Genomic DNA, 14,683 nt, shown 5'->3' with positions numbered 1-14,683 from the left:
AGGGATCGCCGGCCATGGCGATCCCTCGTCCGGCTGACGGGGGCGGGGCTTGCACGGACGGCGGGACGACGGGGCGGCGGGGCGGCGGGGTGTGTGCGGGTGCCCTGCCGCCCCGCCGTCCGCCGGGGTCACCAGGTGACCGGCAGCTCGTGCAGGCCGTAGATCACCGCGTCGTACTTGAACTTGACGTCTTCGAGGGGGACGGCCGCGCGGAGGGTGGGGATGCGGCGCAGCAGCGTCGGGTAGAGGACCTGGAGTTCCAGGCGGGCCAGCGGCTGGCCCACACAGTGGTGGGTGCCGCCGCCGAAGGCCTGGTGCTGGCGGGCGTTGCGGGTGATGTCGAGGGTGTCCGGGTCGTCGAAGACCAGGGGATCGCGGTTGGCCAGTTCCCCCAGGAGGATGACGCCGTCCCCGGCGGGGATGGTGCGGCCCGCGATGCTGATGTCCTCCAGGGCGGTGCGCCGTCGCCCCAGGTGCACGATGGAGAGGAACCTCAGCAGTTCCTCGACCGCGTCGACGACGACCTGGGGATCGTCGGTGTCGCGGATCGTCTTCAGCTGCTCGGGATGCCGGAGCAGCGCGAGGGTGCCGAGGCTGATCATGTTGGCGGTGGTCTCGTGACCGCCGAGCAGCAGGAGGACGCCCATGGTGGCCGCCTCACGGGCGGTGAGTTCGCCCGCCTTCACATGGCTGCCGAGTTTCGAGATCAGGTCGGGCCCGGGTGCGGCGATCTTGCGGGCCACCAGGTCGTCCAGGTAGTCGGCCAGCGCGTTGTGCGCCGTGGTCCGGTCGGCCCGGTCGGCCGTGGCGGACACGATGACCTTGCTGTTGGCCTGGAAGAACGCGTGGTCCTCGTAGGGGACTCCGAGCATCTCGGAGATCACCAGGGAGGGCAGCGGCAGCGCGAGCGCCTGCACGAGGTCGACCGGCTTGGGGCCGGCCAGCATGCGGTCGATGAAGTCGTCGGTCATGCGCTGAACGGACGGGCGCATGGCTTCGACTCGTCTGATCGTGAACGTGCCGCTGATCATGCGGCGCAGCCGCAGGTGCTCGGGGTCGTCCATGCCGACGAAGCTGAAGTCGGAGGCCGCTCCGTGGCCGTGCCGGGGGTCGATGGGGCTCGGGAAGTTGGGGGCGGCGAAGTCGACGCTCAGCCTGGGGTCGCCCAGGAGCTGCCGCTGCTCGGCGTGGCCGGTGACGACCCAGGGCGTCGAACCGCCCCACGAACGCACCTGGGTGACGGGGCCGTACGCGGCCAGCGCCTGCATCTCGGGCGACGGGGCGAAGGGACACGCGGCGGAGCGGGCCGGGGGGAAGTCGGGGACGGTTTCCTTCGATGCGCTCGTGGCGTTCACGGGGGGGGTCTCCTCGTCGGGTGGGGGGCCGCGGGTTCGTGGGCGGGCGGGGGTGCCGGCGGCGGGGCGGGTGCCGGCGGCGGGGCGGGTGCCGCCGTGGGCGGGTGCCGCCGTGGGCGGGTGCCGCCGTGGGCGGGTGCCGCCGTGGGCGCGGGTGCCGAACGGGCCTGCGGGCGAGGATCAGGCGGTCGCGGTGACGGTGACAGTGGCGGTCGCGGTCGCGGTGGACGGCTGGTGCGTGTAGTGGTCGAGCAGCGACGTGCGCCGGAGCCGGGCCTGCTTGGGCATGTTCCAGCCGACGACGCACTCGGGCCCCGACGGGCCGTCCAGACGTACGACGAACCGCCCGGTCCCGGCGTCGCCGTCCACCACCGTGGCCTCGGCTTCGGGCGGGACGAGGCCGTGGACCTGGATCTTCGTGTCGAACTGGTCGGTCCAGAAGTACGGCACGGGGGTGTACGGCCTGCCCTGGCCGAGGATGCCGGCGGCGACGGCGAGGGCCTGCTCGGACGCGTTCGTCCGGTTCTCCAGGCGCAACAGCCGTCCCAGTCCCGGGTGGTACCAGCGGGCCACGTCTCCCACGGCCCAGACGCCGGGAGCCGCGCGGCAGTGGGCGTCGCAGACGACACCGTCGTCCACGGTGAGGCCGCTCCCGTCCAGCCAGCCGGTGGCCGGAAGGCTGCCGATCGCGGTGATGACGACGTCGGCCTCCGGTTCCGTCCCGTCGCTGAGCCGCACTCCGGTGACGCGTCCGTCCCGCGTGTGCAGGTGCTCGGGGAGGACGCCGCCGCGCAGGTTCACCCCGTTGTTCCGGTGCAGTGCGGCGAGGTGCCGGGCGGCCGTCGGGCCGAGCTGCCGGGTCAGGGGCGCGGGCTGCGGGCCCGCCAGGGTGACCTCGGCTCCCGACTGCCGCGCGGTGGCGGCGGCTTCGGCTCCGAGCACTCCGTCGCCGAGGACGACGACCCGCCGGGCCGCGACAAGTTCGGCGCGCAGGGCCAGGGAGTCCGCGAGGGTCCGTACGGCATGCACCCCGCGTATCCCGCGCTGACCGGGCAGCAGCCGTGCGCCGACACCGGTGGCGATGACGACGGCGTCGGCCGCGAGGGCCCGGCCCGCCTCGGTGGTCACCTGGAGACGGTCCGCGTCGAGGGCGACGGCCTGGTCCCCGAGGACGAACTCGGCATCGAGCCGTGCCAGCGCCTCCGGGGAGCGCAGCCGGGCACGCTGCGGTTCCCAGGCGCCGCTGAGCACTTGCTTCGACAACGGCGGTCTGTCGTACGGCGTTTCGGCTTCGGCGTCCACCAGGGTGAGGGCTCCGTCGAAGCCTTTGCGTCGCAGCGCCTCGGCGGTCGCCAGCCCCGAGGCCGAGGCCCCGACGACGAGGACGCTCCGCACGTGGCTCACGCGGTCTCGTCCAGGTGGATGCACGCGCCCGGGCACACACCCGCGGCTTCGCGCACCTGCTCGTGCAGTTCCCGGGACGGTGTCTCGTCGAGCAGCACCACGATCCCGTCGTCGTCGCGCTGGTCGAAGACCTCCGGAGCGAGCACCACGCACTGACCGGCACCGCAGCACTTGTCTTCCTCGACAGCGATCTTCATCGGGTTCCTCGGATTCCGTGAGGGTGGGGGGAGGGTAAGCGCGGGGCGGGGGCGTGCACGGCCCCGGTGGGCTCGGTGGACTCGGTGGACTCGGTGGGTGCGTTCACGCGTCGTCCCGGCGCGTGGTGGGGGCGGTGAGCAGGCCGATGAGCGCGTCTTCGAGGTCGGTCGCCGTGCGCTGCCACGAAGCGTCGGGGTGGGACGTCCCGTCGGCGATCGCGCGCTCGTGGTCGGCGCAGGTGTGGATGAGCAGTTGCCGCGTCATGTCACCGCGTGCGCGCCGTATTCCGGCGGAGACGGCCGGCTCCAGGCACCGGCCCAGACTGCCGAGCGTCTGCTGCAGGCTGTCCCGGGTCAGCGCGTCCCTGACGACCAGCTCCCGCATCTGCGGGTCGGCGAGCACCTGGCCCGCGAACCGCGCCTGCCAGGACGGGACACCCAGGGACGCGAGGTGATCGGTGACCGGCCGGACCAGACACCGGACCCAGTCCCGGACGTCCTCACTGCCCTCGGCCTCGGCCACATACGTCCGCCGGATCGCCTCGACCGCCTCCCCGTGCCGCGCCATGACCGCCTGCACGAGCTCCGTCTTGCTCCCGAAGTGATAGCTGACCGCCGTCGTATTGCCCTGCCCGGCCGCCTCCCCGATCTGCCGGTTCGACACGGAGGACAGCCCGTGCTCCGCGTACAGCCGCTCGGCAGCCGCCATGATCGCCTCACGCGTCCCGGCCCCCCGGCCCCCCTTCCGCGCCCGGGCCTGCGCAACACCGCTCTCCATCCCACCGCTCCCTTCACACCGCACCACTCCTGCGGCAGCGCACATGCTCCAGTGAACCCGATCACCCGAATTAAATCAACCGACTGACTTAAATGGCCCTGCCGGCGGTGCCGGGTTCGACAGGACGGCAGCAGGACCGCCGAAGACCGAGCCACCCGACGAAGCCCACCGCCGACGCGCCCGCGCAGCCCCTGTCTCACTCTTCGAATCGGACGCCGCAGCATCACGGGCCAGTACCCTGAGCCCAGCAGTGCTGGAACTTTCGAGGCCCCTCGAAGGAGGTCCGCCATGACCGCCGAGATGGTGGCGCCCGCCTGGATGCATACGCAGATCAGCGCGGAGGAGTACGACACCTGGTCCGAGGAGCAGTGCGCCGGCATCGAGATCGTCGACGGGATGGTCGTGGTGAGCCCGAGCGCGTCCAAGCGACACAACCGACTGGCCCGAATCCTGGCCAATGCCCTGGACGCCGCCGCAGGCCCGGACTGGAACGCCGACACGGACTTCGACGTCCGTCTGCAGGACGTTCCGCTCAACAACCGCCGTCCGGACGTCATCGTCTACCGCGCGGAGACCATCGACCTCACCCCCACCCGCCCCGAGCATGTACTCCTGGTCGCGGAGGTCGTGTCGCCCGGCTCGGAAACCACCGACCGGATCGTGAAGGTGGACCAGTACGCCAAAGCCGGCATCCCCTTCTACTGGCGGATCGAGCAGGCCGCCACCGGCGTACCCATCACCTACACGCACGTCCTCGACCCCGCCACCGGGTCCTACCGGGACGGCGAGATGTTCACCGGCGCGATCAAGACTGCCGTGCCTTTCTCCGTCGTTGTCGACCTGGGAGCCATCTGACGGTGCCGCAAGATCGCTCCCTCGGGACCGGACACAAGGGAAAGCGGAAGTTCCAGGAGCACCTGGACGCGCTTTTCGCTGCGGCCGGATCTCCCAAGCCGGCCGCTGTCTGCGCTGCGAGCAGGGATCGCCTCGGGAAGACCACTCTGTCCGTCCAGCGCATCAGCGACTGGCGAAGCGGGAAACATGTCCCGTCGAACAAGCTCTTTCGAGAGTTTTTCCATTCAATCAATACCTTGGCCCGGCAGCGAAGCATCGCCCTGCCCGCCACACTGGCCGACCCGGCAGTGTGGGATCGCCTACTGCGCGCGGCACGGGCCAGGACTCCTCCTCCGGCGCAGGAAGAATCGCGTCATATAACGGTGGGAGCAACCCGGATCCCGATCCGTCCGGTGGCAGACGCCAACCCCCTGGAACTGGGTGTCCACCGAACCAGTCGCTTGGAGGGTGCTCCTCCGCTACCGGCTTATGTGCCACGAGACGCGGACGAATCGGTCTCGGCCCAACTGGTGAAGGCCAAGGAGAAAGGTGGCCTCGTCCTGCTGGTCGGCGAGTCCACGGCCGGAAAATCACGCTGCGCCTTCGAGGCCGTACGACGCGAAGTGCCGGACCACTGGATCATTGCACCGCCTGCGGCGAGCGAGCTGAGCCCCGTGTTGTCGCACATATCGCTAGCCGGTTCCGGCCGACGGAAGTTCGTGCTCTGGCTGGACGACCTCGACCGCTTCCTCCTCCCTGGCGGCCTCGACCAAGGCATGCTGTCCACGCTCCTCGAGCAACGAGTTGTGGTGATGGCCACCATGCGTGCCGAGGCCTACGGCAATTACAGCGAACGTGCGCTCAGAGGCGCGGAAACCGCAGTGGCATCTGTGCGACGTCTCGGGTCGAGCGTCCTGAATCTCATCGAGCCGGTCCTCCTGGGACGGCAGTGGTCCGAGGCAGAAATGGGCAGGCTCCGCGCGCACCTTGCCGAGCCGCAGCCCGACACACGTCTCGTCGACGCCGCTCACCACCACGGCGTTCACGGCATCGGAGAATACCTCGCAGCCGGGCCGAAACTGCTCGCCGAGTTCCTGACGACGAGGCGTCAGCCGAAGGGGCACCCCCGGGGTGCGGCCTTGGTCCAGGCAGCCATTGACCTTGCGCGAGCGGGTATCTCCACTCCTCTGCCCGCCGAGACTCTGCTGGAGCTGTCTACGTGTTATCTCACCAGCGGGGATGCCTCCCGTCTCCGAGCCGAAAGCCCCGAGCAGGCTCTGATGTGGGCGACCGAGATCCAGTTCGGTGTCGCGGGGATGCTGGTCGCCACAGAGACCGCGGAAGCCTGGCGGCCGTTCGACTACCTCGTGGATGCCACTGCTCGCGCCGCCGAAGTGGCGGACATCCCTGACGAAGTGTGGGAGGCGGCAGTCGCACACGCCGATGGCGGTGGCGAACTACTCGCTGTCGGACGGTCCGCCTTTCGCTTCGGTCGTCTGGCCCTCGCTGAGCGCTGCTTCTCTCCTCTGGCAGCCAGAGGGAACCAGGCCGCCATGCACGACCTCGGGTTCGTGCAACGCGAACGACGCCCGGAGCGCACGTGGCCCTCGTGGTACCGAACGGTTTCCGAAACAGGAACTCCCTTGCAAGCCCGCGCGCTTGGCGCCCTGCACGACATCGAAAGACGATGGGACGAAGCAGCGGCTTGCTACGAGCGGGCCGCGGCCCAGGGGGACGCTCTCGCCATGCGCCTCCGGGGCGTGATCGCACAGCGGCACCGGCAATACGACGAAGCACACGAGTGGTACGTCCGCGCCGCAGAAGGCGGAGACGCGGTAGCGATCGCATGCTTCAACGAACCAAGAATCTGTCAACCCGAAGAGGGTCACGAGCTAGGTTCGAAAACCTGGCATCCGGACGCCGAATGGGATGAAGAGGAGGAGGAGCCGTGGCAGATGACGGCACGTACGTCGCGCATCCTCAGCTGCAACCTGGAGATCCTCGCCGATATGGCGCATGCAGAGCTGAATGAACTGGGTGATCAACCAGTATCACCGGACAGCTTTGGAGTCTTCTTCGCGTGCTTGCCGGCATCCACTTGGAGCCAGCCACGATCTTGGCGGCGCAGGATGCTGAGAGCGTTGGACGATCTCAACGAAGACATCGCTCTCGGCCGTGCTCCCGAACCACGCTGCGCGGCAGAAGAGCTGGCCCTCCACTTCGCCCTGGAAAGCGCCTCGGCAATGACTTGCGACCAACCGGAGCTGGTGGCTGAGTTCACCGAAGGGATTCCTGAGCAGCAGGGCGACTACGACTGGTCCGTTTGCTCGGATCTGCTCTTTCAGGACCACGATGTGCTTTTCCTGTACGACCCGATAATGCGGGGATTGGAACATCCTGATGACCCCAACAACCAAAGGGTGGGCATCGGAGATCCGCAGTCCGAGAGATGGTTCAAGGAGTTCGGGAACGTGCCGCCTCGCGATCCGACCCGCGGGTTCGTCCATTGATACGGCTCCGGCGGCAGCCCTCCGGACCGGAACTCCGGACATCATCCTCCTGACCAGGCACTTTGAAGTGTCCTGGTACACAACGCGCCTCGGAGTTCCCGCACCACGCAGCCTTGTATGAGCGTCAGCGCACCAGCCGGTGCGCCGTCACTCCGAAGGGCTCTCATCGTGACCGTTCCCCTGCTGACTACCGTGATCTGCGCCGGTGTGCTCACCCTTCAGCGAGTCATCTACCCGCTGGTCCTTCTCGCCGGCTTCTTGTCAGCGCTGCGCGGCCTGAGCAACCGTGAGCGGGTGGCGACCTTCCGCGCTTTTTCCCAAGCAGTCGCAGCCGTGAGCCGAGACGCCACGCGCTATCCCGCACGCTCGACTCCACGCTCTCCTGTGGCTTCCCCGCATCGGTAGAGCAGCCACTCGCTTTCGACCTCGTCGGACACCGCTCCAGCAGCGCACGCACCTCGTCCACGGCCGTACCTCCAATGCGCCGGCCTTCAGGCGCCGCGTTGTGTCCCTCTTGATCCAGAGGGACACAACGCGGCGCCTGAAGCTCGGTCAGGGGTGACCCCGTGGGTGCGGCGGATGTGCGGGCGTTCGCGGGGGCCGGGTGGGCGATGATCGCGTCGGACCACTGCGGGCGTTCGGGCGCCCGGCGGGTGGGCCTCGGTCACGATGAGGTCGGACGGGTGCGCGGATTCCGGCTCGTGGGCGGGCTGGCCCGGGACGGTGTCGGGGAGGACACCCGGGTGGCGCTTCCGGCGGACGCGCCGCGAACATACGTGGGGTTCTCCGATGGCGGCCACCTCGGCATCGTCGCCGCGACTCGTGTCCGGCGGCTGGGCGATCGGCGGCGGCATCCTCCTGGCCCCCTGAGCAAAGGCGGCGCCACCGCGATCGGTCGCCACGGCACCCGCGTACTCACCCTCGTCGGCGCCCGCGACCACCTGATCGACGCCGACGAACGCGGTGGCATCGACCGGTGCCTGAAGGCGGCCAAAGTGCCCCATGAACTGCGCGTCTACGAAGACGCCCCCACGGATTCCTCTGCGAGGAGCGGCCGGAGACGTGCGACGCGTTCGGGCGTTGGAGGGGGCCGTTTCCGCGTCAGGCGTGCGGCCGCCTCGCGACAGCGCTGGCGAGGCTGTGCGGACCTGGGAGTCGTCCGCCAAGTACCGCGCCGTTCAGATCAGTTCGGCCACCCTTCGCCCCGGACGGTTCCGGCGCCAGCCCACGGTGAGGAAGGTGAGCATCGCCACGGGCGGGACGGCGCAGACGGTCCAGCTGGCGGCCAGTGGGGGGCCGGGCTGGTGCAGTACGTCGATGGCGTGGAGCGTGCCGCGGCCGTGGCCGGCGGGGCCGTCGAGGGCGAAGGTGAAGTCCCATTTCCCGGGTTCCGGGAGTGCCGCGACGTCCAGTCCCCAGACGTCCAGTTTGCGGGGGTGGCGGGAGAGGGGGGAGGTGCGGTCGTCCGGGTCGAGGCCGGGGCCGTCGATGGTGAGGGTGCCGGACTTGTTCGCGATGCCGCCCTCGGGGGCGAACGTGAAGTCGAGGGACTGCATGGCGCGCAACGGCCACTGGGAGAAGCCGACCGTGACCTGGTAGGGACCGGCCTGCACCCGCTCGGTGTGGACGATGCCGACGGGGGCGTAGGCCGAGGCCGGGGCGACCGGGACGAAGAGGAACGCGAGGACGGCGGTCGCGGCGGTCGCGGCGGCACGGAGGTGTGAGCGTACGGAGCGCATGGGTCAGCGGCCCTTCGTGGTGGCTGTCGTGATGGCTGTCGTGGACTGCTCGCGCAGCAGGACGGCGAGGCGTGCGGCGAGGAAACCGGCGAGAGCTCCGGTGACCAGTCCCGTGACGGCCATCGCCGGCAGACCGGCGGGGGCCGGGCCCGCGTCGCCGAGCAGGGCCTCCTGGACGGGCATGGACACGGCGATCACGGCACCCCCCGACGCGCCCATGAGCTGCGGCGCGATACGGCCGGACCAGCCCCGCCGCCGGCTCAGCCACAGGACCCCGGTCAGCGCCGCCGCGCCGAGAATCGCGAACACCGGTATGTCTGAAGGCAGTTCGGGCGGGCTGTCGCCCAGGTTGTCGCGCAGCGGGAGGCCGACCGCGGCGGCGTAGACATGGGCCGCCCACGGGGAGAACCACCACAGGACGCCCTGCATACCGCCGAGGACCACCGCGATGACCAGGGCGGAGCGTGGCCGGCCGAGGAGGAACTGGCCCAGGATCAGCAGGAGGGTGGCGAAGAAGACGGTGCCGACGACCTCGGGATCGACCGGCAGCGGAAGGGCGGAGAAGGCGTTCGCCGTGATCGGGCTGAAGACGATGAGCACGGGGACGCCGAGGACGAGGCCCACCCTCCCCCACCGGGTCTCCCGCGCGGCGGCGAAGACGATGACACTGCCCGCCATGGTGAGGGAGATGGCCACGAAGAGCCCGATGTGGGGCGGCGAGTCCAGCACGGCGTCGAAGCCGTAGAGGGAGTGCCACCACAGGTCCAGGAGTCCGAAGAGCAGGAACAGGGCCGCTCCCGTACCGGTGACCAGATAGCCCAGCGGGGCGCGGAACATCCCGCCGAAGACGCGTACGGGCCTGCCTCCGACGACCTGGTCCACGGGCTGTCCCGCGCGCTGGGCGGCGGTCGCGAGCAGCACCACGACGAGGCTGGTGACACCGGCGATGGCGCTGCCGGAGTACAGCATGAGGTGCGAGAGCGTGAAGAAGGTGTCCGGGCCCACGTCGACATGCCACTGGATGTCCCAGCTGAGGCCGAGCAGCGAGGTCAGGGTGCCGGCCAGGACGAGGTGAGCCGCGAGCGGCCCGGCCCGCCCGCTGCGGGACAGCCGGGCGGCGGGGGACGACGGAACCGGCTGAGGAGCCGTGATTCCGGGGAGGGGCAGTCCTGTGCTGCTCATGACGATGCCTTTCTCGTGGGGGCGTTGGTTCTCATGGCGCGTTGGTCTCATGGGTGCGTTGGGGTCATGGGTGCGTTGGGGTCATGGGTGCGTTGGGGTCGTGGGTGCGTTGGGGTCGTGGGTGCGTTGGGGTCATGAGTGCGGTCGGCGGTGCGGGCGCGGGAGTCGGTCCGGGTCAGCCGGAGACCGCCAGCGGGAAGTCGAGCCGGTCGCCGCGCCTGCCGTCGTCGACGCCGACGCGCAGGACCCAGCGGCCCGGCGTCATGAGGTGGACGGAGGCGGAGTACCGGCCGGAGCCCAGGAACCGCGCGTACACCGTCGGCGTCGTGTGTCCGGCGGTGGGCAGCACGGCCTGGAGCGTGACGGCGGGAGGGGGAACGCCTTCGGTCTTCCGGCGCGGGGTCACACGGATGGCGGCCGTCACGGCACCGGCACGCGGACCGGTCACCGTCAGCGTCACCACCTCGGTGGCGCTGCCCCCGGTCAGTGAGACGGAGTCGTCCGTCCAGCGGGGCGCGAGGCCGACGGCCACGAGAGCGACGGTCACCGCCAGCAGGGTCGCGGCCCCCGCGTACAGGAACCGGACCGCCGGGACGCGGGCGCTCACCGCGCCCCTCCCGTCGGCGGTGCGACGCGGAGGAGGTACGGGACCGTCAGGACGGCGTCGTCCCGCTCCGCCTGGATCCACACCCGGTAGTAGCCGGCGGCGGGGAAGGTGTACACGAAGGAGACGTCCGGTCCGTAGGCGGCGACCGTCTCGTCGGCGGGGCTGTCACCGTTGACCGGCATCAGGCCGCTCATGGAGCCGGAGTCCATGGTGTCCATATCGTGGGTGGGTGTGTCCCCCATGTCGTGCGCCGACCCCATGTGCCCCTCCATTTCCATGGGGGCGGAGCCCATAGAGGCGGAGCCCATGGGGGCGGAGCCCATAGAGGCGGAGCCCATAGAGGTTGAGCCCATGGGGGCGGAGCCCATAGAGGCGGAGCCCATAGAGGTTGAGCCCATAGAAGCCGAGCCCATAGCGGCAGCCCCCATGGATGCCGCCCCCATCTCCCCACCCATGGAATGCGCATGGGCCCACACAGGCGCCCCCTGTGCCGCCTCCCCGAAACGCGTCCGGCTCGTCGCGGCCCCCTTGCCCAGCGGTCCGACCACGATCATGTGCCCGACCATGCCGAGCCACGGCTGCAGCGTCGCGGTGTCGCCGATCCGCGCGTTCAGCACGCTCGCCGCGCCCGCTCTGGCCGACCCGGCCGACAACCGCACCCGTACGCCGTCGACGGTCCGCGTACCCGGCCCCTGCGGGACGAGCGAGGCAGACCGGTCCGGGACCGCCCCCGCACCCGCGCCCGCCCGGGCCGCCCCCGTGGCCGCCCCCGCCGTGCCCGCCCCCGCCGTGCCCGCCCCCCTGACCGTCAGCCCGCTCGCCGAGCGGAGCTGCTGCACCCCGCCGCCCCGGCGGGCGACCTCGGCGGCCACCGCGTAGTGGCCCGCGGCAGCCGGCCGCAGCCGGACCTCGTAGGCCCCGGGGGCGGTACGTACGGGGTGCAGATGCCAGAGGCGCCCCGTGGGCCCGATCACCACCAGGTGCATCAGCGCCCCGTCGTGCACGACCAGGTCGTCCGCCGGGAGGCCGGTGGAGCCGTCGCTCACGTGCAGCCGGAGCGTGACCGGTCCCCCCGCGGCGGCCGTGGCCGGCGTCAGCGTGAGCGCGGCGGGCGGCCGGGAGTGGTCGCCCGACACCGGCCGGACGACCGCGTAGGGGTCTGCGGCGTTGTCCTGGGTGGCGTCCACCTCGCGGCCCGGTTCGGGCGGGGCGGGCAGGGAGGCGGAGAGCAGCGCGGCGGTGACGGCGGTCGCCAGCGCGGCCACGACACCGGCGGCGGGCATCAGCACCCAGCCGCCGCGCCGGGCCCGCACGGCGACGAGCAGGGTGACCAGGATGAGCACTCCGGCGGCCACGAAGCCCGCGAACACGGTGAGTTCGGGCGGCGAGGTGCGCTGGGCGGGCACCACGAAGGGGATGCGCGCCGTACGGTTCCCGTCGTCCACGACCAGTTCCCAGGGCCCCGCCCGGTCGATGCGCAGGGCGCCGCCGTACGAGCCCGGTGCGGCGCCGAGTGCGACCGAGGTGCTGCTCGTGGTCGTCCCCGCCGAGGCACCGGCCGCCCGGTCCGTCGAGACGCCCGTCGGGACGGTGCCGAGGCGCAGGGTGCCCGGGGCGGTGCCCCGATGGGTGAGGACGTCGACGCGCAGGGGGCCCGGCAGTCCGGTGACGCGGCGCAGGACGAAGGTCAGGTCGCGGTCGCCGAGCGTCTGCGCGACCTGGAGGTCGCCTCCGGCGGAGGAGTCCGCCCGCGCCGGGCCGGGTACGGCGAGGGAGATGCCCAGCGCGCAGAGCACGGCGACGAGTGCGCCGACGGCGCGCGAGCCGCCCGGCGCGGTGGTCCCGGCCCCGGGCGCACCCCGGACGGCGTGTGCCCGACGGGCGGGTAGGGAAGGTGCGTTGACTTTCACGCGGCAGACAGTAGGAACCGCGCCCGCACCGCGTCGTCACGCGGCCGGGGCACTCGTGGTCCCCCGCGCGGGGGACCTTCCCTCCTCCGGCAGCAGGAGCTGCCGCCCCCGTGCGGCCCATGAGAATGGTGCGGGACATGTGTGCGTCCAACATGGCGGGCCGTCGGCCGGGCCGGCACGACGAGGGAGGGGCGGTGTCCGCTCGTACGGGTGGCGTGAGCGGGTCCCTGACCCGCCAGTCGATCATGGTGGCGGGGTTCTGCCTGCTCGCGGACGTGTTCGCGTTCTGCTACGAGGCCCGGGACGTGTACTCCCCCGTGGCCTTCTGGTGTCTGCTGACGGGGGTGGTCCTCGCGGACGCGGCCCTCGCGAGTCCGGCCCGGCTCTCGGGAGTCGTGGCCTTCGCGCAGGGGGCGCTGGCGGTCGCCGGCGCGCTGGCGCTGCCCGGCGGCACCCCGGTGCCGGACGTCAACGACGCGGGCCTCCTCATCGCGGCCTACCGGGCCGGGGCGTGGCTGCACGGGCCGTCCGCCGTAGGGGCCCTGCTGTCCCTGACCGCCGGATCGCTCACCGCGCGGGTGCTCGGCGGAACCGACGTCACCGAATGGCGTCTCCTGCTGCTGCACGCGGTGAAGGACACCCTGCTCGCCTGGCTGGTCGGCCGCTACACCACCGCCCGGGGCGCGCACATCGCCGAGCTGCGGCAGCGAGCCGTACGGGAGCGGGAGCGGGCGCGGCAGGACCTCGCGGACGCGATCGCCGGGGAGCGCAGCGCCATCGCCCGCGACCTGCACGATGTCATCGCCCACCATGTGAGCGCGATCGGCGTCCACGCGGGCGCCGCCCGGCTGGGACTCGGCACCCAGGAGAAGTCCCCCGTGTCGACGGCGCTGACGGCGGTGGAGACCTCCAGCCGCGCGGCCCTGCTGGATCTGCGCCGTCTGCTCGACTTCCTGCACGACCGTCCCGTGGAGGGCGCGCGGCAGCCGGGCCTGGACAACCTCGACGAGCTGACGGAGGCCGTGTCCGCCGCCGGGCTCCGGACGAGGGTGACCGTGGAGGGCGTCCGGCGGGAGCTGGCGGACTCCCTCGACATCGCCGCCTACCGCGTGGTGCAGGAGATGCTGACCAACGCCCTGCGGCACGGCGACGGCAGGGTGGAGGTCGCGCTGCGTTTCGAGCCCGCGTCCCTCACGATCGCGGCCGTCAACCCGGTGTCCTCCCCGGCGCGGCTCGTGACCGGCTCCCCGCACCGGGGGCTCGACGGCATCGGCAGCCGCGCCCGGATGTTCGACGGCTTCGCGGCCTACGGTCCCGTGGCGGGCGGCGCCGCCTGGAAGACCACCGTCACCTTTCCCCTGGACGGCACATGAGCCTGCGCATCCTCCTGGCCGACGACCACGTCGTGTTCCGTTCGGGGCTCAAGGCGGTCCTGAGCACCCAGCCCGACCTGTGCTGTGTCGCCGAGGCGGACGACGGTGTGGCGGCCGTCGAGGAGGCGGCCCGGCTGGCGCCCGACGTCGCCATCCTGGACATCCGCATGCCGCGCCTGGACGGCCTGCGCGCGGCCGAGCGCATCCTCGCCCGGCCGGGGAACACCACCCGGGTCATCGTGCTCACCACGTACGACGACGACGGTTACGTCCACCGGGCCCTGCAGCTGGGAGCCGGCGGTTTCCTGCTGAAGAGCGCCTCGCCGGAGGAGACCATCGCGGCCGTGCGCATCGCCGCGCGGGGCGACGCCCTGATCGACCCCTCGGTCACGCGCCGTCTGCTCTCCCGCTTCGCCGGGAGCATCGCGCCGCCCGAGTCCTCCGCCGAACTGGACCGGCTGACGGCCCGGGAACACGACGTCCTGCTGCTCCTGGCCCGGGCGCACAGCAACGGGGAGATCGCCCGCAGGCTGGGCATCGGCGACGAGACGGTCAAGACCCACGTCTCCCGCATCCTGGCGAAGCTGGGGCTGCGCGACCGTACCCAGGCCGTCGTGTACGCGGCCTCCCACCGGCTGACGGACCCGCCTCCCGGTACGGGCGACACCGCCCGGCCCTGGGGAAGGGGCGGGCGCCGCGCGCGGTGACCGCTCGCCGCGCGAGACCCCGCCGCTCGCCGCGCGAGACCCCGTCCCCGGCCTCCGCCCCCTCGCGCCAACTCCCCCGCCGAAGGA

At 71.7% G+C, this 14,683-nt stretch carries 12 protein-coding genes; 4 read left to right on the top strand and 8 right to left on the bottom strand.

The window, feature by feature from the left end; translation table 11 throughout:
• Positions 1–128 precede the first annotated feature (128 nt).
• The 4 genes from AB0898_RS08915 to AB0898_RS08900 all read right to left on the bottom strand — a co-directional run bounded on the left by AB0898_RS08915 (position 129) and on the right by AB0898_RS08900 (position 3,665).
• Positions 129–1,355, bottom strand: a complete 1,227-nt coding sequence (locus tag AB0898_RS08915; RefSeq protein ID WP_366802151.1) for a cytochrome P450 — start codon at positions 1,353–1,355, stop codon at positions 129–131.
• 180 nt (positions 1,356–1,535) lie between these two features.
• Positions 1,536–2,759 carry an FAD-dependent oxidoreductase gene (locus AB0898_RS08910; RefSeq protein WP_366802150.1) on the bottom strand — a complete coding sequence of 408 codons (1,224 nt, stop codon included), beginning with the start codon at positions 2,757–2,759 and terminating at the stop codon, positions 1,536–1,538.
• Positions 2,756–2,956 carry a ferredoxin gene (locus AB0898_RS08905; protein ID WP_366802149.1) on the bottom strand — a complete coding sequence of 67 codons (201 nt, stop codon included), beginning with the start codon at positions 2,954–2,956 and terminating at the stop codon, positions 2,756–2,758. The genes AB0898_RS08910 and AB0898_RS08905 overlap by 4 nt, the downstream gene beginning before the upstream one ends.
• A 103-nt stretch (positions 2,957–3,059) precedes the next feature.
• The gene (locus AB0898_RS08900; protein WP_366802148.1) at positions 3,060–3,665 is read right to left on the bottom strand and encodes a helix-turn-helix domain-containing protein; all 606 of its coding nucleotides are present in this window, start codon (positions 3,663–3,665) and stop codon (positions 3,060–3,062) included.
• Between the two features lie 357 nt (positions 3,666–4,022).
• On the opposite strand from AB0898_RS08900, the gene AB0898_RS08895 reads away from it, so the two are divergent.
• Both AB0898_RS08895 and AB0898_RS08890 read left to right on the top strand, forming a co-directional pair.
• The gene (locus AB0898_RS08895) at positions 4,023–4,589 is read left to right on the top strand and encodes a Uma2 family endonuclease (protein ID WP_366802147.1); all 567 of its coding nucleotides are present in this window, start codon (positions 4,023–4,025) and stop codon (positions 4,587–4,589) included.
• 392 nt (positions 4,590–4,981) lie between these two features.
• A complete protein-coding gene (locus AB0898_RS08890; RefSeq protein ID WP_366802145.1) occupies positions 4,982–7,078 on the top strand; it encodes a hypothetical protein in 2,097 nt (698 codons plus the stop codon).
• A 1,178-nt stretch (positions 7,079–8,256) separates the two neighbouring features.
• On the opposite strand, the gene AB0898_RS08885 is transcribed toward AB0898_RS08890, so the two are convergent.
• The 4 genes from AB0898_RS08885 to AB0898_RS08870 form a co-directional block, all read right to left on the bottom strand.
• Complete coding sequence (locus AB0898_RS08885) at positions 8,257–8,817, bottom strand: hypothetical protein (protein WP_366802144.1); 561 nt, start codon at positions 8,815–8,817, stop codon at positions 8,257–8,259.
• A gap of 3 nt (positions 8,818–8,820) precedes the next feature.
• Positions 8,821–9,999: a hypothetical protein gene (locus AB0898_RS08880; protein WP_366802143.1), complete on the bottom strand. Its 1,179-nt coding sequence runs from the start codon at positions 9,997–9,999 to the stop codon at positions 8,821–8,823.
• A gap of 175 nt (positions 10,000–10,174) precedes the next feature.
• The gene (locus AB0898_RS08875; RefSeq protein ID WP_366802142.1) at positions 10,175–10,606 is read right to left on the bottom strand and encodes a hypothetical protein; all 432 of its coding nucleotides are present in this window, start codon (positions 10,604–10,606) and stop codon (positions 10,175–10,177) included.
• The gene (locus tag AB0898_RS08870) at positions 10,603–12,516 is read right to left on the bottom strand and encodes a hypothetical protein (RefSeq protein ID WP_366802140.1); all 1,914 of its coding nucleotides are present in this window, start codon (positions 12,514–12,516) and stop codon (positions 10,603–10,605) included. Before AB0898_RS08870 ends, AB0898_RS08875 begins: the two co-directional genes overlap by 4 nt.
• A gap of 194 nt (positions 12,517–12,710) precedes the next feature.
• On the opposite strand from AB0898_RS08870, the gene AB0898_RS08865 reads away from it, so the two are divergent.
• Positions 12,711–13,889, top strand: a complete 1,179-nt coding sequence (locus AB0898_RS08865) for a histidine kinase (RefSeq protein WP_366802139.1) — start codon at positions 12,711–12,713, stop codon at positions 13,887–13,889.
• A complete protein-coding gene (locus tag AB0898_RS08860) occupies positions 13,886–14,596 on the top strand; it encodes a response regulator transcription factor (RefSeq protein ID WP_366802137.1) in 711 nt (236 codons plus the stop codon). Before AB0898_RS08865 ends, AB0898_RS08860 begins: the two co-directional genes overlap by 4 nt.
• The last annotated feature ends 87 nt before the right edge of the window (positions 14,597–14,683 follow it).

The organism is Streptomyces sp. NPDC005435, from assembly GCF_040703155.1.
Classification (GTDB): Bacteria; Actinomycetota; Actinomycetes; order Streptomycetales; family Streptomycetaceae; genus Streptomyces.
This window is presented reverse-complemented; position numbering and strand designations above follow the sequence as displayed.

What these genes read in the sequence shown, in the direction of transcription:
- AB0898_RS08895 (WP_366802147.1), top strand. Translation starts at nt 4,023, where the DNA reads ATGACCGCCGAGATGGTGGCGCCCGCCTGGATGCATACGCAGATCAGC.
- AB0898_RS08885 (WP_366802144.1), bottom strand. Translation starts at nt 8,817, where the DNA reads ATGCGCTCCGTACGCTCACACCTCCGTGCCGCCGCGACCGCCGCGACC.
- AB0898_RS08900 (WP_366802148.1), bottom strand. Translation starts at nt 3,665, where the DNA reads ATGGCGGCTGCCGAGCGGCTGTACGCGGAGCACGGGCTGTCCTCCGTG.
- AB0898_RS08880 (WP_366802143.1), bottom strand. Translation starts at nt 9,999, where the DNA reads ATGAGCAGCACAGGACTGCCCCTCCCCGGAATCACGGCTCCTCAGCCG.
- AB0898_RS08905 (WP_366802149.1), bottom strand. Translation starts at nt 2,956, where the DNA reads ATGAAGATCGCTGTCGAGGAAGACAAGTGCTGCGGTGCCGGTCAGTGC.
- AB0898_RS08860 (WP_366802137.1), top strand. Translation starts at nt 13,886, where the DNA reads ATGAGCCTGCGCATCCTCCTGGCCGACGACCACGTCGTGTTCCGTTCG.